Origin of the sequence: Photobacterium salinisoli (assembly GCF_003614885.1) — a bacterium.
GTDB lineage: Bacteria > Pseudomonadota > Gammaproteobacteria > Enterobacterales > Vibrionaceae > Photobacterium > Photobacterium salinisoli.
The window spans coordinates 816,588-840,614 of sequence record NZ_QZMS01000011.1 but is presented as its reverse complement, the minus strand read 5'-3'; the positions used below and the strand labels follow the sequence as shown (position 1 = coordinate 840,614).

Annotated in this window: 26 protein-coding genes; 9 read left to right on the top strand and 17 right to left on the bottom strand. The window is 51.8% G+C overall.

The window, feature by feature from the left end:
* Positions 1 to 12 precede the first annotated feature (12 nt).
* From menB to menD, 3 genes are all read right to left on the bottom strand, one after another.
* Positions 13 to 879, bottom strand: a complete 867-nt coding sequence (gene menB, locus D6M16_RS15200) for a 1,4-dihydroxy-2-naphthoyl-CoA synthase (protein ID WP_120512686.1) — start codon at positions 877 to 879, stop codon at positions 13 to 15.
* A gap of 18 nt (positions 880 to 897) precedes the next feature.
* Positions 898 to 1,584 carry an alpha/beta fold hydrolase gene (locus tag D6M16_RS15195; protein WP_240435634.1) on the bottom strand — a complete coding sequence of 229 codons (687 nt, stop codon included), beginning with the start codon at positions 1,582 to 1,584 and terminating at the stop codon, positions 898 to 900.
* A gap of 96 nt (positions 1,585 to 1,680) precedes the next feature.
* Positions 1,681 to 3,447 (bottom strand): 2-succinyl-5-enolpyruvyl-6-hydroxy-3-cyclohexene-1-carboxylic-acid synthase, encoded by a 1,767-nt coding sequence (gene menD / locus D6M16_RS15190; protein WP_120512685.1) that lies wholly within the window; start codon positions 3,445 to 3,447, stop codon positions 1,681 to 1,683.
* Between the two features lie 331 nt (positions 3,448 to 3,778).
* On the opposite strand from menD, the gene D6M16_RS15185 reads away from it, so the two are divergent.
* Positions 3,779 to 4,015, top strand: coding sequence for a hypothetical protein (locus D6M16_RS15185; RefSeq protein WP_120512684.1), 237 nt, complete (start codon positions 3,779 to 3,781; stop codon positions 4,013 to 4,015).
* Positions 4,016 to 4,116: 101 nt separating this feature from the next.
* On the opposite strand, the gene D6M16_RS15180 is transcribed toward D6M16_RS15185, so the two are convergent.
* From D6M16_RS15180 to D6M16_RS15160, 5 genes are all read right to left on the bottom strand, one after another.
* Positions 4,117 to 5,568 (bottom strand): bifunctional 2-methylcitrate dehydratase/aconitate hydratase, encoded by a 1,452-nt coding sequence (locus D6M16_RS15180; RefSeq protein ID WP_120512683.1) that lies wholly within the window; start codon positions 5,566 to 5,568, stop codon positions 4,117 to 4,119.
* A 117-nt stretch (positions 5,569 to 5,685) separates the two neighbouring features.
* A complete protein-coding gene (prpC, locus tag D6M16_RS15175; protein ID WP_120512682.1) occupies positions 5,686 to 6,873 on the bottom strand; it encodes a bifunctional 2-methylcitrate synthase/citrate synthase in 1,188 nt (395 codons plus the stop codon).
* A 134-nt stretch (positions 6,874 to 7,007) separates the two neighbouring features.
* A complete protein-coding gene (gene prpB / locus D6M16_RS15170; RefSeq protein WP_120512681.1) occupies positions 7,008 to 7,877 on the bottom strand; it encodes a methylisocitrate lyase in 870 nt (289 codons plus the stop codon).
* A 54-nt stretch (positions 7,878 to 7,931) separates the two neighbouring features.
* On the bottom strand, positions 7,932 to 8,627 hold the full coding sequence (locus tag D6M16_RS15165; RefSeq protein ID WP_420812260.1) for a GntR family transcriptional regulator: 696 nt from the start codon (positions 8,625 to 8,627) through the stop codon (positions 7,932 to 7,934).
* Between the two features lie 333 nt (positions 8,628 to 8,960).
* Positions 8,961 to 9,464, bottom strand: coding sequence for an Mpo1 family 2-hydroxy fatty acid dioxygenase (locus D6M16_RS15160; protein ID WP_120512680.1), 504 nt, complete (start codon positions 9,462 to 9,464; stop codon positions 8,961 to 8,963).
* Between the two features lie 255 nt (positions 9,465 to 9,719).
* Between D6M16_RS15160 and hchA the strand changes: the two genes are divergently transcribed.
* The 3 genes from hchA to D6M16_RS15145 all read left to right on the top strand — a co-directional run bounded on the left by hchA (position 9,720) and on the right by D6M16_RS15145 (position 12,483).
* Positions 9,720 to 10,583, top strand: coding sequence for a glyoxalase III HchA (gene hchA / locus D6M16_RS15155; protein ID WP_120512679.1), 864 nt, complete (start codon positions 9,720 to 9,722; stop codon positions 10,581 to 10,583).
* Between the two features lie 5 nt (positions 10,584 to 10,588).
* On the top strand, positions 10,589 to 11,299 hold the full coding sequence (locus D6M16_RS15150) for a PA1136 family autoinducer-binding transcriptional regulator (RefSeq protein WP_120512678.1): 711 nt from the start codon (positions 10,589 to 10,591) through the stop codon (positions 11,297 to 11,299).
* A gap of 182 nt (positions 11,300 to 11,481) precedes the next feature.
* Entirely contained in the window at positions 11,482 to 12,483 is a 1,002-nt protein-coding gene (locus D6M16_RS15145; RefSeq protein WP_120512677.1) for an NAD(P)H-quinone oxidoreductase, read from the top strand.
* Between the two features lie 102 nt (positions 12,484 to 12,585).
* On the opposite strand, the gene D6M16_RS22710 is transcribed toward D6M16_RS15145, so the two are convergent.
* Together D6M16_RS22710 and D6M16_RS22555 are read right to left on the bottom strand one after the other, a co-directional pair.
* The gene (locus D6M16_RS22710) at positions 12,586 to 12,900 is read right to left on the bottom strand and encodes an EamA family transporter (protein ID WP_476704098.1); all 315 of its coding nucleotides are present in this window, start codon (positions 12,898 to 12,900) and stop codon (positions 12,586 to 12,588) included.
* Complete coding sequence (locus tag D6M16_RS22555; RefSeq protein WP_240435633.1) at positions 12,782 to 13,225, bottom strand: hypothetical protein; 444 nt, start codon at positions 13,223 to 13,225, stop codon at positions 12,782 to 12,784. Before D6M16_RS22555 ends, D6M16_RS22710 begins: the two co-directional genes overlap by 119 nt.
* Positions 13,226 to 13,510: 285 nt before the next feature.
* Here D6M16_RS22555 and D6M16_RS15130 point away from each other — a divergent pair, with 285 nt between their 5' ends.
* Entirely contained in the window at positions 13,511 to 13,915 is a 405-nt protein-coding gene (locus D6M16_RS15130) for a GFA family protein (RefSeq protein WP_120512674.1), read from the top strand.
* Positions 13,916 to 13,948: 33 nt separating this feature from the next.
* On the top strand, positions 13,949 to 14,020 hold the full coding sequence (locus D6M16_RS22705; protein ID WP_120513204.1) for a phosphotransferase-like protein: 72 nt from the start codon (positions 13,949 to 13,951) through the stop codon (positions 14,018 to 14,020).
* 40 nt (positions 14,021 to 14,060) lie between these two features.
* Here D6M16_RS22705 and D6M16_RS22550 read toward each other — a convergent pair whose 3' ends face one another.
* Positions 14,061 to 14,294 (bottom strand): hypothetical protein, encoded by a 234-nt coding sequence (locus tag D6M16_RS22550; RefSeq protein ID WP_240435632.1) that lies wholly within the window; start codon positions 14,292 to 14,294, stop codon positions 14,061 to 14,063.
* A gap of 139 nt (positions 14,295 to 14,433) precedes the next feature.
* Between D6M16_RS22550 and D6M16_RS15115 the strand changes: the two genes are divergently transcribed.
* Both D6M16_RS15115 and D6M16_RS15110 read left to right on the top strand, forming a co-directional pair.
* Positions 14,434 to 15,045: a LysE family translocator gene (locus tag D6M16_RS15115; RefSeq protein WP_120512672.1), complete on the top strand. Its 612-nt coding sequence runs from the start codon at positions 14,434 to 14,436 to the stop codon at positions 15,043 to 15,045.
* 4 nt (positions 15,046 to 15,049) lie between these two features.
* Positions 15,050 to 15,829 carry a phosphotransferase gene (locus D6M16_RS15110; protein WP_120512671.1) on the top strand — a complete coding sequence of 260 codons (780 nt, stop codon included), beginning with the start codon at positions 15,050 to 15,052 and terminating at the stop codon, positions 15,827 to 15,829.
* A 672-nt stretch (positions 15,830 to 16,501) separates the two neighbouring features.
* Here D6M16_RS15110 and D6M16_RS15105 read toward each other — a convergent pair.
* A complete protein-coding gene (locus D6M16_RS15105) occupies positions 16,502 to 17,389 on the bottom strand; it encodes a DMT family transporter (protein WP_120512670.1) in 888 nt (295 codons plus the stop codon).
* Between the two features lie 350 nt (positions 17,390 to 17,739).
* Between D6M16_RS15105 and D6M16_RS15100 the strand changes: the two genes are divergently transcribed.
* Positions 17,740 to 18,768 carry a GlxA family transcriptional regulator gene (locus D6M16_RS15100; RefSeq protein WP_120512669.1) on the top strand — a complete coding sequence of 343 codons (1,029 nt, stop codon included), beginning with the start codon at positions 17,740 to 17,742 and terminating at the stop codon, positions 18,766 to 18,768.
* On the opposite strand, the gene D6M16_RS15095 is transcribed toward D6M16_RS15100, so the two are convergent.
* From D6M16_RS15095 to D6M16_RS15075, 5 genes are all read right to left on the bottom strand, one after another.
* Positions 18,749 to 19,609 carry a dienelactone hydrolase family protein gene (locus tag D6M16_RS15095; RefSeq protein ID WP_120512668.1) on the bottom strand — a complete coding sequence of 287 codons (861 nt, stop codon included), beginning with the start codon at positions 19,607 to 19,609 and terminating at the stop codon, positions 18,749 to 18,751. The two genes, D6M16_RS15100 and D6M16_RS15095, sit on opposite strands and share 20 nt — an antisense overlap.
* Entirely contained in the window at positions 19,606 to 20,805 is a 1,200-nt protein-coding gene (locus D6M16_RS15090; RefSeq protein ID WP_120512667.1) for a trans-sulfuration enzyme family protein, read from the bottom strand. The genes D6M16_RS15095 and D6M16_RS15090 overlap by 4 nt, the downstream gene beginning before the upstream one ends.
* 32 nt (positions 20,806 to 20,837) lie before the next feature.
* Positions 20,838 to 22,085 (bottom strand): MFS transporter, encoded by a 1,248-nt coding sequence (locus D6M16_RS15085; protein ID WP_120512666.1) that lies wholly within the window; start codon positions 22,083 to 22,085, stop codon positions 20,838 to 20,840.
* Entirely contained in the window at positions 22,085 to 23,422 is a 1,338-nt protein-coding gene (locus D6M16_RS22415) for an iron-containing redox enzyme family protein (RefSeq protein ID WP_205576905.1), read from the bottom strand. The genes D6M16_RS15085 and D6M16_RS22415 overlap by 1 nt, the downstream gene beginning before the upstream one ends.
* A gap of 129 nt (positions 23,423 to 23,551) precedes the next feature.
* A complete protein-coding gene (locus D6M16_RS15075; RefSeq protein WP_120512665.1) occupies positions 23,552 to 24,007 on the bottom strand; it encodes an HPP family protein in 456 nt (151 codons plus the stop codon).
* Positions 24,008 to 24,027 lie beyond the last annotated feature (20 nt).

Here is a 24,027-nt window from a genome sequence, read left to right as displayed (position 1 = left end):
CCAGTCAGCCCGCTAGGGGTTACGCGGAAACTTGCTGAAATCCGGCGGACGTTTCTCATTGAACGCATTGCGGCCTTCCTGACCTTCTTCGGTCATATAGAACATCATGGTGGCGTTGCCTGCCAGTTCCTGCAGCCCGGCCTGTCCGTCGCAGTCGGCATTCAGTGCCGCTTTCAGGCAACGCAGTGCCATTGGGCTGTGCTGAAGCACTTCACGGCACCATCTCACCGTTTCCCTTTCCAGCTCAGCCAGCGGCACGACCGTATTGACCAGTCCCATATCCAGCGCTTCCTGCGCATCGTAAAAACGGCACAGAAACCAGATTTCGCGGGCCTTTTTCTGACCGACAATGCGTGCCATATAAGAGGCTCCCCAGCCGCCATCGAATGAGCCGACTTTCGGGCCTGTCTGGCCGAACCGGGCGTTCTCTGCCGCAATGGTCAGATCGCACATCATATGCAGCACATGACCACCGCCCACCGCCCAGCCGGCTACCGATGCGATCACAGGTTTCGGGCAGGTGCGGATCTGACGCTGAAAATCCAGCACATTCAGATGATGGGTGCCGGCATCGTCCCGGTATCCGCCATAGTCACCGCGTACTTTCTGATCGCCGCCTGAGCAGAAGGCTTCCTCACCCAGCCCGGTGAGAATGATCACGCCGACGGACTCATCGTAGCGGGCTTGCGACAACGCATGGATCATTTCTCTGACGGTCTGCGGACGAAAAGCATTGTGCACCTGCGGACGGGCAATGGTGATTCTGGCGATGCCATCGCTTGATGTGTGGTACTGAATATCTTCATACCCGCTGCCGCCGTTTACCCATTCGATCGGCGCATAAAGTGCCTCTTCAGACAAACCCAGGGTTATAGCCATATCATTCTCACTCTCAGATCACTGTGTCATTTCAAGGTGTTGGTTCAGTTGACGCCTGAGCGCCATCGCAAACGCCCGCGGTTGCTCTTTGTGGGCGTTGTGCCCGGCATTGGCGATACAGGTTGCCGGCACCCGGTTGTCATTCGCCATTCGCAAAAATTTGCTGTCGTGCTCGCCGTAAAAGTAATGCACTGGCACCTTCTGCGACTTGATCGCATCCGCCAGGTAAGCTTGCCGGGCCAGTGATGTCGCGAGCAGCATGCCGGCAACACTTGCCCCGAGGTTATCACTGCGGTAATCAATCAAACTTTGTTTTTGCGCATGATTCAGCGAAGAAAAGACAGGTTGCTGATACCAGTCTGTCAGTACCACATCCACAGGCTCACGGCGAAACCGGCGGGCCCAGCGACAGTCCTGTCGCCAGCGCAAGACTTGGTCCTGTTTGGAAGTCAGGCCAAAGTGACCGCCTTCCACCGCCAGCAGCCGGATATTCAGCGGCGCAAACAGGCCGCTGGCCACGCCGTGCATGGCGATACGCGCGCCCAGTGAGTAACCCGCCAACACCAGGGGACGGGCAGCGAGCTGATGCTTGATCAGGGTATCGCGGACCTCTTCTGCCGCCTGATCCAGAGAGTGGCAGTCAACAGCGCGGCTGCCGCCATGGCGGGCAAATCCAGCCCGATGCAGGGATAGGCTTGCAGCCACTGAGCGCAGTCAAGCCAGTCTGCTCCGCTGCCCAGCAGGCCATGGAGAAACACCATCACCGGCTGTTCAGGCTGATCACTACGGGTAAGATATCGGCTAGAGAGCATGTAAATCTCTGATGAACTGACCGAGCTGCTCACCGGCTTCTCCCGGCGGCGTCTGGATCTCCACCAGTAGCGCGCCAGTCCCGGCAATCAAATGATCGCTCACAACCGATTGATACGCAGACAGTGTCCCGGTTTTGCAATACGCCAGTCCAAACTGACGGGCAGCATCTTCAAACTGGAAGCCATGCGGCATCTGGTACAGATGCTGTTTACTGTCCGGCGGTACAGGCAACAGGTCAAAAATGGCCCCGCCGTCGTTGTTCGTGACCACAATGACCACAGGTGTTTTGCCGTGGGTCAGTAACGCCAGCGAATTCAGATCATGCAGCAGCGAGGTATCCCCCAGTAACAGCATCAAAGGCTGCCCGCTGGCACGCTGCACTCCTGCTGCAGTGGCGACCAGCCCATCAATTCCCGAAGCGCCCCGGTTAGTGTAAACAGTACGCCCGTCAAACACGCTAAACATATCAACCAGCCTGGCAATCAGGCTGTTACCCAGAAAGAGCGCCGCCTGCTGCCCCCTGTGGCTCAGATCCATCGCCAGTGCCAGCTCCGACATTGCGCCACAGGCCGCTAAATAGCGGCCGACCCTGGCATGGATCTGCTGCAGCGTCTGCCGGAGTGCCTGCTGCTCATGTCGCCATGGCTGCAAAGACTGAAGCTGAGGTGTCTGCCCTGACCAATCATCTCCCGTGGCGGTATTTGCTAACACAGCCATGGCCTTGTCTGCCCAGTCGGCAATCCCCGCGACAAAATGGCGTTGCGGCAGGTGGTCCGGATTGTGACGCGCCCTGTCGGCCGACACATACCAGTAATCGCTCTGTCTTTCACTGACCTGCCGCGCTATCCACTGGGTCAGGCGTTTGGAAATCAGGCGCGAGCCAAACTGGATGATCAGATCGCAGTCATTCAAGGGCGCGGCCAGCGCGTCAACCTGCAGCCAGAGATCGTAATGCGCCCAGTCACTGCCGATCCCGGATTGTGGATCGCACAGCAGCGGACATTCCAGTGCTGCCGCCAGTGCAGCCACCGCCTTAGCGTCATTCGCCGGCATGTCGCCGGCGATAATGACTGTCTTTTTGCTGCGCAGTATCTGAATTTCATCAGGCACAGAGATCTGTGCAGGTTGCACAGACACACAGGTATAAGGCTGTGCAGCACTTCGCCAGTCAGCAAGCAAACCTGTGTAATAGCGCGATTCGTCCGGCGGGTCTGGCGAATACAAAGGTTCTGGAAACGGGCAGTTAATGTGCACCGGGCCACCCTGCTGGCGCTGGCTAAGCAGCAGATCATCCACTGCTGTCAGCAGCCAGCTTAACGAGACAGACACAGAAGGGCTGGGCAGATCCAAGCGGGCCGTCACGTGAGAAGAGAAGATTCCCGGCTGACAGATCGCCTGATTGGCGCCGCAGCCGATCAAGTCCGCAGGTCGGTCGGCGGTGAGTAGCACCAGTTGTTCGCCGGTCAGGCCCGCTTCAACCACAGCCGGTAAAAGATTGGCCACAGCCGTGCCGGATGTCACGATAACCGCCACAGGCTGGCCGCTGGCTTTGGCCATACCGAGCGCAAGAAAGCCCAGTCCGCGTTCATCAAAATGGGTATGCAGATTCAGTGTCGGATGCGCGTCGACTTCCAGTGCCAGTGGTGTCGAGCGTGAACCGGGGGCAAGGCAGACCTCAGTCACACCCAGGCGTGACAATTCTTCGAGCAGGGTTTGTGCCCAGATCCGGTTCAGGTGAGCCTGTTCGGCAGTCATCAGGCCACCTCATACACTAGCGTTGCGGCGTTAACACGTTCAATAAGCGCACTGACCGTCTGACAAAAATACGACACCTTGACCTCACCGAGCAGAATAGGAAATCAGCCGAACTTGCCCGCATTTTACTGCCGGGGCCATAAACCTGAGATGCACCAGATCAATATTGTTTTCGTTTCTTATCGTGATAAACAAATAACCTGAGTACAGAGACTTGAAGTTCGCTTTTTCGTCCTTATATCAATAGCAAGAGAGCCATTAGCCTTACTTTCAGTGCGTTTATTTTTTTGAGGGATAACAGGAAGACTCCTGCCTGTAGATTGAGGTGAGCATGCTGACGCAACTACCCAGACTGCATCTGGAACTCACAGAGTGCAGCCCGAGACCCAGTAATACCAACCATCAGACATTGGCTCCGCCACGCTGGCCGATGAGTCAGGTTTTTCCGGCAATGCCGGTGACAGACAGCACGTTTCGGTTACCCACAGTGACCTTTGTGATCCTGGTATCTGCTGAGTATGTACTTGAACAATTGAAAAAAGCCATTTCCCAGCCCGTCCTTCACTAATGCGCAACCTTGTCCTGTGATCAGTGCGATTAAAAAACAGACAAAAAAACCGGCGCTCAATACGCCGGTCTCTGTTGCAGATGGGCAATGTCCCGTTGTGATCAGTTAATGGCAAACAGCGCCATGAATTCATTCACAGGCGTAGCTTCCAGCATGGCCTGATCACTGCACAGGTCCACAATCTTGTCGCTCATGCCCTGCGGGAAGCGAGTCAGCAGGTTGCGTCTGAACTTACGCTCCAGCACAGGAATACCTTCTTCACGGCGACGGCGGTGACCAATCGGGTATTCAACCGAGACCTTGTCCGTGCTGGTGCCATCGTTGAAGAAAATCTGAATAGCATTGGCAATCGAGCGCTTGTCTGACTCCAGATATTCGGCGCTGTAACGCTTGTCTTCAATAATTTCCATTTTGCTGCGCAGCACATCGATGCGGCTGTCGCCACGGTGGAAGTCATCTTCATAGTGTTCTGCAATCAGATCACCGTAGATCAGAGGCACAGCAATCATGTACTGCAGGCAGTGATCGCGGTCGGCAGGGTTGGCCAGATCGCCGGATTTGGAAATAATACGAATGGCTGATTCGTGCGTGGTTACTTCGATACGTTCGATGTCATCAAGACGCTCCTTCACCTGATCATGCAGTGTCACTGCGCACTCTACCGCTGTCTGGGCGTGGAACTCTGCCGGGAAAGAAATCTTGAACAGCACATTTTCCATCACGTAGCTGCCAAAATCCTGATTCAGCCTGAACGGCTGGCCGTTGAACAGCACATCGTAGTAGCCCCATTTAGGAGCGGTCAGCACAGACGGCAGCCCCATTTCGCCTTTCATAGTGATCATCGCCAGACGTACGGCACGGGAGGTGGCATCGCCCGCTGCCCACGACTTACGGGATCCGGCATTCGGTGCGTGACGATAGGTGCGCAGCGCACAGCCATCAACCCAGGCCTGAGACACAGCATCAATGATCTGATCGCGGTTACCGCCCAGCATCTTGGTCACCACAGCCGTCGATGCCACACGCACCAGCAGTACATGATCCAGACCCACGCGGTTATAACTGTTTTCCAGCGCCAGCACGCCCTGAATTTCATGGGCTTTGATCATGGCCGTCAGCACGTCGCGCATGGTCAGCGGCGCCTTGCCTTCCGAGACAGCAACGCGGCTCAGGTAATCGGCCGTGGCCAGAATACCGCCCAGATTATCAGACGGATGGCCCCATTCTGCGGCCAGCCAGGTGTCATTAAAATCCAGCCAGCGAATGATGCAGCCAATGTTAAACGCAGCGGTGATAGGGTCCAGTTCGTGGGAGGTTCCCGGTACACGAGCGCCGTTCCGTACAGTCGTACCCGGTACAGTCGGGCCCAGGTGTTTGGTGCATTCAGGGAAGCGGAGCGCCAGCAGGCCACAGCCCAGGGTATCCATCAGGCAGTTACGGGCGGTGTTATAGGCCTCGGCTGAGGTAATTTCGGTATTGGCGACATAATCGGCGATTTTTACCAGCAGTTCATCCGGCTGCGGGCGTTCATTCAGTTCAACGTTGAGGCTCATTCATCTTTCCTTTTACTTCTGAGTCGTTATTGTTTCTATCCCCTTTCAAAGGAAAGGGAATATCAGTCGTGACAGCAAGCTTTGTGGATCCCTCCCCCTTTTCAGGGGGAGGGAGTATCAGCGGCGTTGGTCTATCGGCAACCAGTCCTGATGATCCGGGCCGATATAATCTGCACTCGGCCGGATGATGCGGTTATTCTCACGCTGCTCATACACATGCGCAGCCCAGCCGGTAACACGGCTCATGACAAAGATCGGCGTAAACAATTTGGTGGGAATCCCCATAAAGTGATACGCCGAGGCATGGAAAAAGTCCGCATTGGCAAACAGACCTTTTTCACGTTTCATCACAGCTTCCACCCGCTCAGACACCGCGTATAAATGGGCGTCACCGGCATCGGCCGACAACTTACGCGCCCATTCTTTGATCAGCGCGTTACGCGGATCTGAATCGCGATAAATCGCATGACCAAAGCCCATGATTTTGTCTTTATTCGCCAGCATGCTGAGGATGTGGCTTTCCGCTTCGTCCGGGGTTTTCCAGTGTTCGATCATCGCCATCGCCGCTTCATTCGCCCCGCCATGCAGCGGGCCGCGCAGGCTGCCGATCGCCGCCGTAATGCACGAATGCAGATCAGACAGAGTAGAAGCACAGACACGCGCGGTGAAGGTCGAGGCATTGAACTCATGCTCGGCATAGAGGATCAGCGAGCAATGCATCACCTGCTTGTGCAGCTCCGACGGCGCCTTGCCGGTCAGCATTTCCAGAAAATAACCACCGGTACAGTCCTGATCGGAACTGGCGGTATCGATGCGTACCCCGTCGTGGCTGAAGCGGTACCAGTAGCAAATAATCGCAGGCAGCATAGCCAGTAACGTGTCGGTTTTGTCTGCCTGCTGGCTGAAATCGGTTTCCTGATCCAGATTACCCAGCATGGAGCAACCGGTGCGCATAACATCCATCGGGTGCGCCTGTGCCGGAATGGCTTCCAGCAAGGTTTTCAATGCATCGGGAAGGCCGCGCTTGGCTTTCAGTGTGGCTTTATACTGATCCAGCTCAGCCTGGGTCGGCAGCTTGCCTTTAAGCAGCAGATAAGCCACCTCTTCGAACTGGGCGTTGTGCGCCAGATCCGTGATGTCATAGCCACGGTATGTCAGGCCGGTACCGGTTTTACCCACGGTACACAGTGCGGTGCTGCCGGCACTCTGACCGCGCAGACCTGCCCCGCCCAGTGGCTTGTTGTGTGAACTGTCCTTGTTTGCCGTGTTTTCTTTGTCCGCTGTCACTGGTTGTGTCGCAGTCATTACAGGCTCCTTTTGTTGCTGTCGTCACGTTATTGGATTGAGGCGCTGACTTCGTACGCCTTCTCTTTTTCTATTGCATTAATTCTTTCTGTCCCTCCCCCTTTTCAAGGGGGAGGGGATATTTGTGCATGTTGTCACTGGCCACTGAACAGCTTATCCAGCTTCTGTTCATATTCATGGTAGCCAAGATAGTCATAAAGCTCTTCGCGGGTTTGCATCTGATCAACCACGTTGCGCTGATGGCCGTCTGTCAGCAGGTGCTGATAGACGTTCAGTGCCGCTTTGTTCATGGCACGAAAAGCTGACAGCGGATAAAGCACCATGCCGACACCCTGTCCGGCCAGCTCTTCGCAGGAAAACAGCGGCGTGGCACCGAATTCCGTGATGTTTGCCAGCACGGGCACTTTTACTGCCTCAACAAACTGGCGGTACTGCTCGAGCGAGTTCATGGCTTCCGGAAAAATCATGTCGGCTCCGGCTTCAACACAGGCAATCGCCCGCTCTATTGCGGCATCCATCCCTTCAACGGCCAGCGCATCGGTACGGGCCATGATGACAAAGCTGTCATCATGACGGGCATCAACGGCCGCTTTGATGCGGTCGACCATTTCGGCCTGACTGACAATAGCTTTATTGGGGCGGTGCCCGCAGCGCTTCTGCGCCACCTGATCTTCCATATGAACCGCGGCGGCACCGGCCCGCTCCATCTCACGAATGGTGCGGGCAATGTTGAAAGCACCGCCAAAACCGGTATCGATATCCACCAGCAGCGGCAGATCACAGGCAGCGGTGATCCGGCGCACGTCTTCCGTCACATCATTCAGGGTAGTGATCCCCAGATCCGGCAGACCATAAGAGGCATTTGCGATCCCGCCGCCAGACAGGTAAATCGCCTGATGACCTACCTGCTTCGCCATCATGGCGCAGTATGGATTGATCGTACCCACCACCTGCAGCGGGTGGTTGTCTGCAACAGCCTGACGGAAACGCTGTCCTGGCTTCATAACATGCTCCTTGTTGTTGTAAAAATTATCCGGCAAAACGCAGTCTGCTGCGTATCAGTCTTTTTTTAACTGGCTTTCGATCAGTGTTCTGCTGCGCATGATGTGGCGGCGCATAAGCATTTCAGCCAGTTCACCGTCGCGCTCCTTTATCGCTGCCAGAATCTGTGTGTGCTCGTTCAGTGCCCGTTCCGGACGTGAATGCGAGCGCGGTGACTGATAGCGGTACATACGCAGCAGGTGATACAACTCATCGCACAACAAGCTGATTAACTTGCTGTTTCGACTGGCTTTGATGATCCGGTAGTGGAAATCGAAATCACCGTGCTGGTGAAAGTAGGAGGCACCATCGACCTGCTCAATATGGGTCTGATGGGTTTGCAATAAGGTTTCCAGTCCGGCGATTTCTTCATCCGTGATGTTTTCACAGGCCTGCCGGGCCGCCATGCCTTCCAGCGCTTCCCGCACGGCATAAATTTCTGCCAGTTTCTGCGGACTGAGTGCGACAACCCGGGCTCCGACATGGGGAATACGCTCGACCAAACCCAAGGCTTCAACCCGCATCATGGCTTCACGCAGTGGGCCGCGGCTGACGGCAAACTGGCGGGCCAGTTCAGGTTCAGATATCTTGCTGCCGGCTGGAAAAATCCCGGTTACGATGCGCTCTACCAGCACTTCCAGCAAACTGTTGGATTTGGTCGGCTCTTTTGCAGCGTCAGCTTTACCGCTCACAGCCAGCGTGGGATCTTTCACATTGTCTACAATATCAATACTCACAGTTCTCACCACCCATCCAAACAACGATGATTGTCAACAATACATAATCAATACGGCAAAAATAGACCTATAACAGATAAAAAACAAGCCAATTGTTAACATCATGTAAGTCTGATGGTTAGTATTGTCAACAATGTGAGGGAGATCGACGAGAGTATATAGAGAAAATGAAATGGGCATGGTTAACGAGGAGCTAAAACACCCTGTTGTGATAACAATAGTGCATTTTCACAAACAAGCCGCAAAATAACCGGGGAGTAAAACAGACGAAGCACTTCTGCCCTGGATCTATTTCTAAGGCTTAATCGGTCAAGGCTTGATGGGTCCGGCATGCTGTTCAATGTGCTTTTCCAGCTTTCTGAACCATCCGAGCAAAAAAAGCACTTCGGCCAGAACGAACAAGGGACCAATGATCAGGCCGGCAAGATCATCAACAAACGCAGGTTTCCTGCCTTCAAAATAGTGGCCGATGAACTGAATCACCCAACCCAGAAAGAACGCACTCAGGCTGAAGCCCAGCCAGCCCAATAAGGGCAGTGCAGCAATCGGCAAAGCCGCCATGATCATCACGGATAGCACAACGGACATCATCAGGCTCAGCGGCAAACTGAGGCGCAAGTAGTAGAGCAGGCTTAATGCCACAGCAACACAGGCACCATTTAACTCGATACCGCCTAATGACAACACCACTCTGGCAAACAGGCAGATCACGGCAAAGACAATCAAGGGGATACCGACAAAGTGCGTGCGTATATTGCGTTTTGAACGATGATAAAGCGCATATTGGGTCAATTGCTCTTCCAGCGTTTTCATTGCATTGTCCTGATACCGTCACCAAGCACTGACTCTAAAACAGGCTGCAATGTTAACAAAGTGTAAAAAATAAACTCTGTGATACCGCATAATAGTCAACATTATCAATACCGGCGCAGGCGCAGCTATTTATCTGCTTCATCAGATCCTTTGACTGCGGCATCGTGCTGCCATATTGAGGGATATCCCCCATTTACTGTTTGGTTCAGCCTTCTATAGTTAGATGGTCAATTCCATTGAGCACCGGAGGCAGCCATGACGAATGTGCAATCTGACAATAAACGCCCGACTCCTGATCCAGCGGAGGACAATGCGTTCTTCCCTTCCCCCTATTCGCTTAGCCAGTTTACTTCGCCTAAATCTGATCTGAGCGATGCCAATTACCCGGCCCCCTACACTGGCGGACGCTGGAAAATCCTGATGGTTGGAGCCGATGAACGCTATTTGCTGACGGACAATGGCACCATGTTTTCAACTGGAAACCACCCCGTAGAAACGCTCCTGCCGATGTATCATCTGGACAAAGCCGGTTTTTCTTTTGATGTTGCTACGCTTTCTGGCAACCCGGTTAAATTTGAGTTCTGGGCTATGCCATCGGAAGACGAAGAAATAAAGGGACTGTTCGCCAAATATCGTCACCACTTCAAAGAGCCACTGAAGCTTGCGGACGTCGTCGAAAAAGCGCTTGGCGATGATTCAGACTATATTGGGGTGTTCATTCCCGGAGGCCATGGTGCGTTAATCGGTCTGCCTGAAAGCCAAGAGATGAAAGCCGTACTTGAATGGGCTAATGCCAATGACAAGTTCATGATATCACTCTGTCATGGACCCGCAGCCTTCCTTTCTGTTGGCAACAACCCAAACTTTGCTGGTTACAAGATTTGTGCATTTCCAGATGATCTCGACGCCCAGACTCCGGACATTGGCTACATGCCCGGTCATTTGACATGGAAATTCGGAGAAAAGCTGAAAGCGCTTGGCTTCGACATTGTGAATACGGATATTTCAGGTGCGACGCATCAAGACCGGAAGATGCTGACGGGCGATAGCCCACTCGCCGGGAATAATCTCGGGAAACTTGCAGCCAAAGCTCTGCTTGACGAGGTTGGCAAAGAGTAATATCTATGCCAGCAGTTGATGCAATTCGAACAGCAGTAATCATTGAAGGCTGTCGAAGTCTGACAGCCATTCAAGACGCAGTTCGCACTTTCTCCAAACCCTACGGTTACGATCGTTTTGTACTGTACTCCGCTTCCTCAACACTCGATGAAATTGTAGAGCGTATTTACTGGGTAGAAGGTGATTGGTTCGGAGATAGCGAAGCTGTCGATGCGGTTACCTACATTCGCCGGTGCCCGGTGACACGACACATTTTGGAGGCGGGCGAGCCCTTCTTTTGGACTAAAGTGCCAGAGAAGGAGGGAGAAAGGTATCGCATCGTTCGTAAACCTCAGGGTCCTGGTATTCACGGTCTTCAAATACCGGTTTTTGGACCACACGGATTGGACGGTGCCATGAGCCTTGGCGGAGAAAGAATTGATACCTCTCCAAGTGCGCGCCTATCTATAACTTTAGTGGCAACGTCCGCTTTTTTCTCAGCTCGTAAGTTGATGGAATTGCCGATGGGAGAGGACAACCGCAGACTGTCTAAACGTGAAGGCGAAGTGCTCGCATGGACGGCTGTCGGCAGACGACAAGCTGACATTGCAGCCACTCTAGGACTATCCATACGCACGGTAGAAAACCACCTCCGTCGGGCCCGTCTTCGTTTTGGTGTGGCAACCACTGCTGAAGCCATCAGAATGGCGATTCGTAATGGTGACATCAAGGGGTGAGCTGCGCACCCAATAAACAACACATGCCTATTGAAATGATCGATACGATCCTGGACGTGGTTGAAGCTGAGCTCACCCCCTAGAAGAGGGTACGTGCTGCAACGTGCAGAAAAGTGGCTAGTGATGAGACAGAGTGTGGTTGGAAAATTCAACGAAAAACAAAATCATAAGGACTTACGTTCATGTTACATACTGCGAATAAAATGACTGTCATTGAAATCTCTGAGCCTGGCGGGCCAGAGGTTTTAACGCCCCTTGAGACAACGATTCCGGTGCCGAAGGCTGGGGAAGTATTGGTTCGCGTCGAGGCCGCAGGTGTTAATCGTCCTGACGTCATTCAACGCCAGGGTCATTACCCTATGCCTGAAGGCGTAACCCCTATTCCTGGTCTTGAGGTCGCTGGAACGGTTTCATCAATTGGAGAAGGCGTCACGGGCGTAAAGATTGGTGACCGAGTCTGTGCCCTGACGAATGGCGGTGGTTATGGTGAGTATTGCATCGTTCCGGAAAGCCAGACCCTGCCTGTGCCAGACAGTATGTCAATGATAGAAGCGGCGGCACTTCCTGAGACTCTATTCACCGTCTGGGCAAACTTGTTCAAGATCGGTGGCGCAACACAAGGTCAGCGTGTTCTGATTCATGGGGGAACAAGTGGTATCGGCACAACCGCGTTAATGCTATGCCGCGAATTCGGTATAGAGGCATATGCGACGGCTGGATCAGATGATAAATGCGATGTGATCGCAGAGCTTGGCGCTACGCCAGTCAACTACCGGACAACTGATTTTTCTGATTTCATTTTGAAGCAAACGGATGGCCGTGGCGTTGATATCATTCTCGATATAATGGGTGCATCCTATTTCTCCCGAAATATAAGGAGCTTAGGAATGGATGGCCGGCTGGTAATCATTGGCTTCCTTGGCGGAGCTTATGCAGAACAAGTGGATCTGCAAGAACTCGCGTTGAAGCGAGCGGTTGTCACTGGTTCAACTATGCGAGCACGAACTGCGGCCGAAAAAGCCGAAATTGCCAACGACTTGCTTAAAAATATCTGGCCGATTCTCAATGCAGGTCGTTGCCATCCCATGATTCACAGCACATTCCCGTTACGCGAAGCAGCACGCGCGCATGCAATGATGGAATCCGGCAAGCATGTTGGAAAAATTGTTCTTACGATGAATTAGCATTCTGCCCGGCACAACTCCCACGATCACTGCATGAGTAAATGTAAATTTATCAATGCCCGCTAATATGGGATGTGATCCGGTTGGTGAGATGACGACTTCCTAACAACCAGTTAATCCGAGACTCCAAACAAAACAGCCAGTCTGAGGCTGGCTGTTTAATCTATACGTGGATAGCTTCACTTCATGGATCAGAATCGCCCCCAAAATACAGCTTCCGCCCAGCATCTGCATCGGCGAGACTAGCTGACCTAATAAAATAAAACCCAGCATCAAAGCAAAAATGGGTTCCGAAAGTTCAACCAGCTGAACCATCTGGCTTTTCAAAATAGCCAGGGATTTGGTCGTGCACCAGAAACCGCCTATGGTAGGCAGCAGCGCCAGCAATAAGAGCATTAACCAGACATCGCTTTCCACACCCACAAAGCCTGACATGGAAAAGGGAACAAACAGATACACCACCCGCCAGGACCGCGAACAATACCGACATCCATTCCTGCGCCACCAGGTTTCGCTTTTCAAACAGTGCGTTGGCAAAAAAGGTTATCAGGCTAGAGACACCGAACAGCAGGAAGACCACCACAGCAACATTCAGGGTTTCGTAAGATGCTGTTTCAAAAAAGTACAGCATGAAGAAGCCAAAGAAACTGCACACCGACAAGGCTTTCCACTTGGTTTTTACATAAGAAAGCAAAGTGGCGGTTTGTCCGGTAACAGCCAGTAACACCCCAATGATCAGCAAGGTAACGACGCATTAATAAAATGCCACGGCTTCCGGCGAGAGGCCCGACTGAAACAAATTCACACTCAGTATGCCAACTCTCCATTAAGCCAGCTGACGTCAATTTTGCAGGCTGGGGGCAGGCTACTATCAAAGGCATTACGCATCAACGTGAATATTAAACAAAAACGCCATCAGGTCGCAGCCTGCTTTATTGCGGTGCTTATTTTTGCATTTACAGGTTTAACAATATGCAATAGTGTTAAATCTAACGTTTAATCGGTTGCGAACAACAAGGAATGTTCAATGCGTCAATTACACGGCAGTTGCCTGTGCGGAACAGTCACCTTTTCACTGGATGACGATTTTTCTCATTTTTATTTGTGTCACTGCGATCAGTGCAAAAAGCTGACGGGATCAGCCCATGCTTCCAACCTCTTTACCCAGCCGCACAATATCCGATGGGAGCAGGGTGAACAGGCCATCGTGCGATACAACCACCCGACTCGCACTTTTTCCAATGCCTTTTGCGGCCAATGCGGCGCGAACCTGCCCTATTTATCCCAGAGCGGCAAAGCCCTGATCGTACCGGCAGGCTCACTGAACGAGTTGCCATCCAAATCCCCGGACTGTCAGATTTTCTGTGACGAGCAGGCCCCCTGGCACCAAGCCGGTATGCAAACCAAACACCTGCCGGAATTTCCGGAATAACTCTTGCTGCTCACGAGTAAACGTCAGTCAAAAATGGACATCATCTTTCTCAACGGACCCAGCAGTTCAGGCAAAAGCGCGATTGCCCGGGAACTGCAATCCTGATTGGACGCCCCATATTTACACCTGGGAATTGATACCTTCATTACGATGATGCCTGAAAAATCAAACCGCCTGAAAACAGTGCCTGCTCGTGGGGGTATTCTGTACCAATGAACTTCTGGTACAACGGGGTGATCGTCTGGAAGAATCTGCCATCGAGCAGGCAAGCCGGGTCCATGATGAGGGGATCCGGTACGATATTGAGATCAACACAGACAAGAACTCTCCCTCTGGCCTGCGCACAGCAGATTCTGGGTGGCATGACCTGCAGTAACATTTCCTGATCATTTTCTGATTATTTTTGCATCCCGCGCTTGAATTGAATTGCACTCATCTTCATATCAGAAAGGTGCTCATTTTCTGAGCATCACCCAAACCACGAATATCCGATTCAGCCCAACAGGAGCGCATAAATTATGGATTATCTCTACGCTATGGTTCTCTTTGCCGTGTCATCTTCCGTCACACCGGGGCCGAACAATATTATGGTGATGACTTCAGGGCTGAATTTCGGGGTGAAAAAAAGCCTGCCGCTGCTGAGTGGGATCTGTATGGGTTTTGCGATCATGCTGCTTTTGGTGGGCATCGGATTTGGTCAGTTATTCGAGCTGTTTCCCAGCCTGCATTTCATCATTAAATGCCTGGGCGTGCTTTACTTACTGTATCTGGCCTGGCTGATTGCCCGCTCCGGCAATGTCGGATCGTCCGGCTCACAAGCACAACCCTTCAGTTTCATGAAAGGGGCTCTATTTCAGTGGATTAACGCCAAAGCCTGGGTTGTCGCGACAGGTGCCATCGCAGCTTTCACCACAGTGGGAGCGGATTTTTATGGCCAGAATATGATGCTGGCGCTCATCTTTTTGCTGGTTTCCTTTCCGTGCGTTGGCGTCTGGCTGATGTTTGGGTCCCTGCTGAAAAAAACACTGACTCAGGACAAGTATCGCCGCCTGTTTAACTACACCATGTCCGCCTTGCTGGTTGTTTCTGTCCTGCCTGTGATGGGCGAAATTTTGAATCATCTGGCGTAATCACATGACAGAGCAGGAATTAACACAAATGGGCCGTGCTCAGGTTTTTCTGAGAACGCGCAACGTCAGCCCGTACATTGAAAAACATAATGTCAGCCCTGTCGAGATGCGCTTTTATCAGGACATTGCCCCGCAAATGCAGCTTTTGGGCATTCAGACCCCTGAGGTGTACCACTGTGATGCACACACACGCCAGTTACACCTTGAATATATTCCCCATTCAATGTCTCTGGAGGCCTTAAATGCCGACAAGGAAACGTTTCGCCAGCTGGCGGCCATTCATCATTACTCCATACCCGCACAACAGCCGGTGCACCCCCACCAATGGACAATCCAGCAGACAGAACACGCTTTGATGCAGCTGCAATTGCCTTCCGCTGCCGAACAGCAGTTGTGTCAGCTTCAAACAAAATCTGCCGATCTTTTTCTACCGATCGCCTGTTTATCCGGCGACAGTAATGCAGGCAACTGGGGACGGCGCGATCAGGGCGAGCTGGTTTTGTTCGACTGGGAACGGTTTGGCCGGGGCAGCCCGGCCATCGATTTAGCACCCTTGGTGAAGGGCATGGGAAATGTGGAGGACTATCAAGCTATTGCCCGTCGGTATCTGGCGTATTCGACGTTAATACCGGAAGACCAACTTATCCGACAGATTATCCTCGCCAAAGCCTGGATTGTAGTGGAGGTGGTAAATCTGCTGACAGAAAGAAAAAAAGCGTCTGCGGAACAATATCTGAGCTGGTTTCGGCAGGTAGTCCCCGACTGGCTCAATTTAGCTGCATGATCCGAAAATCATGCCTGTCCTAAACTACACACTCGGACAGTCCCTCCCCCTTTTCAAGGGGGAGGCTAGGAGGGGGTTACTGAGCACAGATGCCAAATCCGTGCACACTGTTCGAACCCCACCCTAACCCTCCCCTTGCCAAGGGGAGGGAACATTTGTAGTGATTTAATAAACCCGGACACCATTCAAGGGAGAGGGTAAAGAAAATTACCCAAAGAATCGCGCGAGTGTCGGAACCCGGCTGAAGATCAGATGGTCGGCGAATAGCACAATTAAAATCGTGATCCCGGCCAGGACAGACCCGACAGCAGGAAAACGTAAAATTAACAGCTCAGTAAATTAGGGTAAACAGAGCCTGTATATTTAGCAAAACCTAATAAAAACTAAGAATTACAAATAAAACCATTCATTCTCAGCAGTATACAAACAACCTTGTAGTATAAAGCAGATAATCTCTGTCTCGTTATTACAGGTATTAATTCCAATTGAGCAACCCCCATAACCAGGGGAAAATTCAGCACGAGTTTTTAGTCATTATGCAATCAGGCTTACAATGAAATACCAGGACTACACTAAATCTGAAGCGCAACATGCATATTCCCCCAAATGGCAATCATAAAAAAAGCAGCGTTTACGCTGCTTTTCTAAATACTGACTTTGGCTGGTTTGCTGTTATGCCGTCACCAGCTTGCTCCGACCGACTTTCAGCCTCAGTTGGGCGACGGCCACGCCGCAAAGCACCATGCTACCGCCAATCAAATGAACCGCTTCCAGCTGTTCGTTCAGCAGAACACTCGCAATGACAGCCGTGATCACCGGCATCAGGTTCATGAACATGGCTGTTTTGTCTGCGCCCAGCATTTTGATGGCTTTCATCCAGCACCAGGGGGCAATGACCGAGGCCGGAATCGCAGCAAACAGGATCAGCGGCAGCGACTCACCGGTAATGCCGGTCCGCTGGCTGGTGAACAGCATAGGCAAAAGAAACAGGACGGCAAACATGCCCTGAACATACACAGATTGCCAATTACTCAGCGGCATGTCCCAATGTTTGATCAGCACACAGTAGAGTGCATACACAAAAGCTGCCAGCAGGAGTAAAGCATCCCCTTGACTCATACCCTGAGACAGCAACTGGGATGGATCGCCGTGGCTCAGCATCAATACCAGCCCACCAAGCGACAGTACAGCGCCCACCATGGCCAGTGGCGATAGCTTTTGTTTCAGGACCGGCACACTCAGAAACATGCTCATCAGAGGGACCAGTGACATGATCAAAGCCATATTGGTGGCTGTGGTGGTTGGCGCGGCAAAATACCCCAATGACTGGTTCAGCACCATGCCCAGAAACGCCAGCAATGCCAGCTTCGACAAATGCGGTTTGATGTTTGACCACTGACGGATAACAGAAGTGATCACAAAAGGTGTCAGTGCCAGCATGGCAAAAAACCAGCGGTAAAAGGCGATCGCTCCCGGATCGATTACGCTGTAGGAAAGTTTGTTAACAATGGCATTCCCTGCCCAAATTGAAACCGTCAATAAGGGAAATAAGTAGATCATGCGCTGCCTTCGCTGAGATTACAGAAAAATACGCTGTACGTATGTCTTCATTGTCTCAGGTCAGCTAAGAAATACATATCTCTAATCGGACACACTACCCTTAGATTCAGACATATCAGTCATTATCGGTAATAACTGAAATCGTAATACGGTTTCGCCACTCTCTGCATAGGTATAAGATCCTAAATACCGGCTGCCGTTAAGCAGCCTGCCCCGTTTCCACACCCCGACCTTAAATTTAATTAAATCAGTTAATTATCATTAAACACTACCATATTCCTTCAATTGCACTAGTCACTCTGTCTGGCTGGGTGGTACATTGTTCCCTGAACTGACGCTCAATGGACTGAATGGCAATGAAACATGCCAACCCGAATAATACTCCGATAGATATCTTCTTCCTGCTGACCCCTGACGTGCATTTACTCGATCTGGCCGGTCCCTGCCAGGCTTTTCACGAAGCCATCAGCTATGGCATGGATCTGAATCTGCATTTCATCAGTGATCAAAGCACCCTGAGCAGTCATCAGGGGCTCACTCTCGGCGGCATACAGCCTTTGCCCTCTGTGCTGCCAGACAATGCCATCGTGGTTGTATGCGCGTCGAAATACCACGAAGGGATATACCGAAATCAGGCCAGTGAGCGATGCATTGAATGGCTCAGACACACCCCGAGTGCCGACACCCGGATTCTCGGCATTTGCACCGGGGCTTTTTTACTGGGGTTATCGGGCTGGCTGGATAACCGTCAGTCGACAACCCATCACAAACTGACAGAGGCGTTATCGCGACACTTCCCCAAAGCAAACGTGTTACCGGAGCGGATTTTTGTACAGGATGGTCAGGTCTACACCACGGCAGGTGTGACGGCCGGTATCGATCTGGCCCTGCAGCTCATCGAAGAGATCAGCGGCAGCCGGTTTGCCATGGAAGTGGCACGGGAACTGGTAGTCTACCGGCGTCGTATGGCTAACGACCCGCAGATCTCTAAACAACTCAGCTATCGCAGCCACATTTCACCGCTGGTGCATTCCATTCAGGATTATCTGCAAACCCGGCTGCATGAAAAACTGGCGCTGGCTGATATCGCAGACGCTTTTCGGGTTTCTTCCCGCCACATGCAGCGAGAATTTAAAAATGCTACCGGTCTGACGATAAGGGAGTTTCTGGTCGAACTCAGGCTGGAAGAAGCCAAGAGTTACATTGAAAATGGTGACACCATTGAAGTGGCGGCCTTTAAATCCGGCTTCCCCCAGGCCAGCTCATTGCGGGCAGCCTGGAAGAAAAAGTATAAAACCCTGCCAAAAGAATCCGCCGCTAAAGTGGACGCGGCGGCCGAAAGTACAGGGAGATACCTGTTCAATCGCTCAACTGGGTAACAAAAAACTGCGACGCCAGTTTGAGAGCATGTTTGGTGGCCTCCGGGTTATAACGGAGCGGGACATTCCCTCCCTTGCCCCGAAACGCATAGGGATCAAAGAAGGTACTTTCCGCTCTGGGCAACTCAAAGGCATGAGTGGCGCCGGGCAGCGTCACCAGTTTTACCAGTGACTGGTTAGACGGTGGCAACTGGCTGACCAGCGACTTGCAATCATCCGGGCCATCATACTTGTCCTCTTCGCCAGACAGGATCATCAAGTGGCGGTCTGCCGCGATGCCGGTAAACGGATAACCCGGCACCTTGTTATAGGCCCAGCACACAGGATAATTGGCTACCAGCGCTTTCAGTGAGCCAGTTTCCTGTTCACCCGCCATCAGCATGGCAACCACACCGCCCCAGGAAAAGCCAATCAGACCCAGTTCGCTGGCATTGATATCCTGTCGGGATTTCAGATAATCAATTGCTGCGTACACGTCCGGTAAGGTGTCTTTGACATGTTTCGGCCGGGACAAGCCGCCTTCCAGCCCGCGTGCGGCCCACATGTCGATTTCCAATGTGGCGAACCCCTGTCTGTTCAGTACCTGGCTGTAGAGCTCACCACGTTCATCCACACCACCAGAACCGTGCACTATGATAACCGCAGGAAGCGGTGTCTCTATGCCAGCAGGCTTGGTGAAACGTGCGGCAACAGTCACCGGATTATCGGCAGATTTACCGGACTGAAAAGCGACATAATTGTGTTTATATAAAGTGTTTTCCGTGTGGCTCTGCGCCGCATTGACGGCGCTGACTGCCAGTATAGAAGCAGTCAAAACAGCGTTACGCAATGTATTCATCATGACAGCGATACAACTTCCCTGAGTGAATGTGTTACCTGAGAAGCAGCCAGAGCCTGCCTCAGATCCTGAATGATATCCTGACTGGCTTCCAGACCGACACACAGCCTGACCAAACCGTCTGAAATGCCATACTGCAGCTTCTCTTCCTGAGAATACCGACAGTGAGTCGTTGATGCCGGGTGTGTCACCATGGATTTGGTATCTCCGATATTGGTACAACGAGATACCAAGTTCAGGGCATCGATACAGCGCCAGGCCGCTTCCTGACCACCTTCCACGACAAAACTGATCACCGGGCTGTGGCCGGACTGCTGCCTTGCGATCACCTCAGCCTGCGGGTGCGCTTGACTGAAGGTGGAAAATACCTGCTTGACACAAGATTGCTCACGCAGCCAGGCTTCGACCGTTCTGGCATTTTGCTCATGCATGGCCATTCTGGCCGTCAGCGTGTCCAGACCGTGACTCAACACCCAAGCCGTAAAAGCATTCATGCAAGTCCCTGAGCTGCGCAGATAGTTTTTCAATGGCTGGATCACGTCTTTACGTCCGGCAATGACACCGCCAACCGTTCTGCCCTGCCCGTCCATGAATTTACCGGTCGAGTGCAGCACCAGATCAGCTCCGTGGTTTAACGGACGCTGGTTAACCGGCGACAGCAAAGTGTTATCCACCACCAACAGGGCATGATTATGTTTTGCCAGCGCGGACAACCAGCTTAAATCTGCCACTTTCAGCAGTGGATTGGTGGGTGACTCAACCAGTATCATGCGGGTGCGGTCACACATAGCAGCTTGCCAGGCATGCTGGTCATCCAAATCCACACAAGTCGCCGTGATGCCGAACTGGCCAAAATACTGACGGAAAAGGTGAGTTGTGGTGCCGAAGATGCCGCTGGCCAGCACGACATGGTCGCCCTGCTTCAAGAACGTCATGGCCAGTGCCAGGTAAGCAGCCATGCCTGAGGCAAAGGCCACCGCCGCTTCAGCGTTTTCCAGCGAGGCCAGTTTTCGTTCAAAATGTTCGACCGACGGATTAGTAAAACGGCTGTAAATATTCCCTTCTGTCACACCGTTGAACCTGTCACTGGCTTCCCGCGCCGATGTAAAGTCATAGGCCGATGTCATGGCAATGGCCGCAGCATGAGAGTCATCCAGTGAAGGAAACTCCATGTGTATTGCTCGGGTTGATTGCTCCATGCTTTTTATTCCTTTCATCATTGAGTCGGCTATTAAGATGGTGTAACAACCTGCGATTGCGGTTTCTCTTTAAAGGCATCAGAGAAGTAAAAAACCAGCCCCATGGCGACAGAAACAAAGCACAATCCAGTCACTGCGAGTGTGATAAAGGAATAACTTTGCGTCGCGTCATAAGACAGGCCACCCAGCCATACCGTGCCAAAAACAAACACCTGGTGAACGGTAAACAGACAACCAAAAATCTTGCCTTTCACTTTCTCGCCGTAGGCTTTAAGACACATAAGGGACGTCACTATCACGGTGCCCATATAGGTCAGGCCAAACAGCACAGCAAAAATCATGCACAGTAGTAAGCTGTCTGCAGAGAGCACTATCAGCATAGAAGCACCACGAACCGCGTAAAGCAGAGACAGCATCAAAGCCGGCGCCGAGAAGCGCAGTAAATACCCGACCAAAAACGCGCCGATAAGCTCTGCGGCACCCAACACGCTCAATGATGAGGCAACTATGGTGGCCTCCCCTTCTCCCCCGGTAAAACGTTCCTGCAACATAGGAACCAAATGCACATCGACATAAGCCATTGAGGCACCACAACCACCGAATGACAGTGCCAGCAACAAAAACAGTGGTTTTCGCAGGTGTTGATGCCATTTCAAATCGTCTTCGTGGCTCTCGGCCGTTGTGTCAGAGACAAATTCCCGGCGCGGAAAAACACGGCATAGCCAGATACAGGCCGGTAAGATCACCACAGCAAATACCCCGAATATGATCAGGCTGATGTCCTGCCAGATCACAAAGGTATTCAGCCACACCCAGAATGGCGACAACACCATAAAACCAATCGCGGTACCGTTGGTGATGGCAGCATACGCCATCCCTTTGTTCTGGCTGTCAAAAATGCGGTCAACCAAAAGCGCCAGCGGCACAAAGGTCATCGCCGTTAATGCATAAGCTGCCAGCACACCAAACAACACCAGAAAGAGCCAGAAATTGAACGCCACGGCCATCAGCAAATAGACAAACACCGCAACAACAGCGCCAGACAAAATGGTCAGTGCCGGACCGATACGGTCGCATATCCAGCCAACAACAGGAGACAGTATGCCAATCGACAAGCCAAACAAGGCGCTGGTTAACGAGAAGATCCCCCGCCCCAAACCGCACATGCTGGCTAAATCGAGAAAATAAACTTGATAGCTGCCTTTGATCGATGACGCCCAGAAGGTCACCAGCACCCCGACGGTGATGGCGATGATCTGTTTATTACGGGATATATCCATCAGGCCTCCTGAAGCGACTCCGCTTTCACCTGTTGATCTTTCTTGTCATAACCAAAGTATTCATACACCCCTTGATACATCCCATAGAACAGCTCACAAGTGGTATTAATTGCTTCGATGGCTTCCTGTTGCTTTTTCGGTGTATCACAGAGATCAGCCAGCAGAGCCAGACCTTGCTGAACATGGCCCACGTCTTCTTCCTGATGAACCGAGAAAAACAGTAAATCGGCTTCTTTGAGGTCATACACTTTACCCAGAATATTGTGGCGAGCTTCATCTCCCACACTCTCCAGATTCTGCCCTTCACTGGCGACCATGACGGCAGCAGCACCTATGTGGTACATATCCGGGTTTTTACAGGCTATCAGGCGATAATCAATCAGAGCCTGAGTCTGAGGCAGTGCAACAGCCGCATCACGCTCAGTATCTGAAATGCCTAGTGCCTTGATAAAATCCTGCATCAGCTCAACATGATTTTTGGTATTCGATAACCGACCGGTTTCTTCTTCATACATGTTATGCAACAGCGCCCGCTTATGTTTTGGCAAAGGGCAGTGAAAGAACAGATGCTCAATATAAGTCAGGAAATGCTTGGTAAGCTGATAGCCCTGCAAAGTGGTGAACTTTAGGAGATCAGGGTTAGGGTTATTTTCATCCATCAGATATTTAAACAATGGATGGCCTAAGGTCAGGTGATTTTCTAATGTCTCGCGCATTAATTCGCGAAAATCTTTCTTATGAATAAGTTCAGCGCCAACTGACATAGTTTGACTTCCTTGTTTGTAGAATGTTTTAAAACGGTTCCAGAGATCGACAGTACGTTGTTTCATGAAATACCCTTCAAATGACTGCCCCTGATAGCGGCTGTAATCATTCAGGATTCCATAAGTTTCAAAACCACATTTATTCCAGATTCGATGAGCCTTCGAGCCGCCCCGTACATCCAGTGTGAGCAGTTCAACACCCTGCGCCATGCACGATTGTGCAATCGCCGCCAGTGTCTGTTCCAATATCCCCTGGCTACGGCAATGGGGATGAATCATCCCCTTTTGTAAATCGCAAATATGCCTGGTGGTTTGTTGGTGACTTTTTTTAAAGAAGCAGCAAACCACCACTGTGCCGTTTTGCATTCCAATCAGGATCTGTAACACCTGACTGGCGATATCTCTTTCCAGTGACGATAAATACCGGCTTGCTTTCTGTTCATCAAAGCTGGCGTCAAAACCTAAAATCGCGTCGTCAGCCTGGCTGAGTTTCAGCAACTCTATCAGCGGTTGCTGATAGTCCGAGAACAGTTCAACGCTATTGATCAGCACGTAAGAAAGAGAATCTGACACAACAATTTCCTGTGGGTATGGTTATCAATCGAATGATTAATGAGTTGGCTCAATCCTATTAACCATTGAATCAGTTTCATAGCGTAAAAAGAGACATTTTTTCACCATAAAAGTGACATTTCACCACAGTCAAACTGCCCTTCTCCGCCGCAAGAGAACCTTATTGACCAGTTGGCCGACCAGCACCATGATCACTGCGCCAACCAAGACAGGCGTGATCAGAAATGACCAGCTTTGCCCGGTCAGCATGATCAAGAGCGGATTCGCACCCGCTGGCGGATGGGTTGTTTTGGTCAGCAACATGGCAGAGACCGCCAGACCTGAAGCCAGCGCCAGTGTGAGGGGCGTGACCCCAACAAAACTGACAAAAAACACCCCGATGAATGCCGTTAGCAAATGACCGGCTATGACATTTCTGGGCTGTGCTAACGGGCTGTCCGGTACCCCGAATACCAACACCGCCGTCGCCCCAAAAGGGGCCATCAACCACAAGCCAGCCGACGTCAGATCCTCTGCCAGCGACAAAAATCCGATAGCGACTGCCGCACCCAGTCCTGACATCAGCGCCATTCCGTATTGATTCATGTTGTACTCCTTTCCAATAA

Excerpts from the sequence above, each read along its gene's own strand:
- D6M16_RS15130 (WP_120512674.1), top strand. The coding sequence starts at position 13,511 with ATGCGTCAATTACACGGCAGTTGCCTGTGCGGAACAGTCACCTTTTCA.
- D6M16_RS15085 (WP_120512666.1), bottom strand. The coding sequence starts at position 22,085 with ATGGATATATCCCGTAATAAACAGATCATCGCCATCACCGTCGGGGTG.
- D6M16_RS15105 (WP_120512670.1), bottom strand. The coding sequence starts at position 17,389 with ATGATCTACTTATTTCCCTTATTGACGGTTTCAATTTGGGCAGGGAAT.
- D6M16_RS15150 (WP_120512678.1), top strand. The coding sequence starts at position 10,589 with ATGCCAGCAGTTGATGCAATTCGAACAGCAGTAATCATTGAAGGCTGT.
- prpC (WP_120512682.1), bottom strand. The coding sequence starts at position 6,873 with ATGACTGCGACACAACCAGTGACAGCGGACAAAGAAAACACGGCAAAC.
- D6M16_RS15160 (WP_120512680.1), bottom strand. The coding sequence starts at position 9,464 with ATGAAAACGCTGGAAGAGCAATTGACCCAATATGCGCTTTATCATCGT.
- D6M16_RS15110 (WP_120512671.1), top strand. The coding sequence starts at position 15,050 with ATGACAGAGCAGGAATTAACACAAATGGGCCGTGCTCAGGTTTTTCTG.
- D6M16_RS15090 (WP_120512667.1), bottom strand. The coding sequence starts at position 20,805 with ATGGAGCAATCAACCCGAGCAATACACATGGAGTTTCCTTCACTGGAT.
- D6M16_RS15100 (WP_120512669.1), top strand. The coding sequence starts at position 17,740 with ATGGCAATGAAACATGCCAACCCGAATAATACTCCGATAGATATCTTC.
- D6M16_RS15185 (WP_120512684.1), top strand. The coding sequence starts at position 3,779 with ATGCTGACGCAACTACCCAGACTGCATCTGGAACTCACAGAGTGCAGC.
- D6M16_RS15075 (WP_120512665.1), bottom strand. The coding sequence starts at position 24,007 with ATGAATCAATACGGAATGGCGCTGATGTCAGGACTGGGTGCGGCAGTC.
- D6M16_RS15145 (WP_120512677.1), top strand. The coding sequence starts at position 11,482 with ATGTTACATACTGCGAATAAAATGACTGTCATTGAAATCTCTGAGCCT.
- hchA (WP_120512679.1), top strand. The coding sequence starts at position 9,720 with ATGACGAATGTGCAATCTGACAATAAACGCCCGACTCCTGATCCAGCG.
- prpB (WP_120512681.1), bottom strand. The coding sequence starts at position 7,877 with ATGAAGCCAGGACAGCGTTTCCGTCAGGCTGTTGCAGACAACCACCCG.
- D6M16_RS15115 (WP_120512672.1), top strand. The coding sequence starts at position 14,434 with ATGGATTATCTCTACGCTATGGTTCTCTTTGCCGTGTCATCTTCCGTC.
- D6M16_RS22550 (WP_240435632.1), bottom strand. The coding sequence starts at position 14,294 with ATGTTACTGCAGGTCATGCCACCCAGAATCTGCTGTGCGCAGGCCAGA.
- menD (WP_120512685.1), bottom strand. The coding sequence starts at position 3,447 with ATGACTGCCGAACAGGCTCACCTGAACCGGATCTGGGCACAAACCCTG.
- D6M16_RS15095 (WP_120512668.1), bottom strand. The coding sequence starts at position 19,609 with ATGATGAATACATTGCGTAACGCTGTTTTGACTGCTTCTATACTGGCA.
- menB (WP_120512686.1), bottom strand. The coding sequence starts at position 879 with ATGGCTATAACCCTGGGTTTGTCTGAAGAGGCACTTTATGCGCCGATC.
- D6M16_RS15180 (WP_120512683.1), bottom strand. The coding sequence starts at position 5,568 with ATGAGCCTCAACGTTGAACTGAATGAACGCCCGCAGCCGGATGAACTG.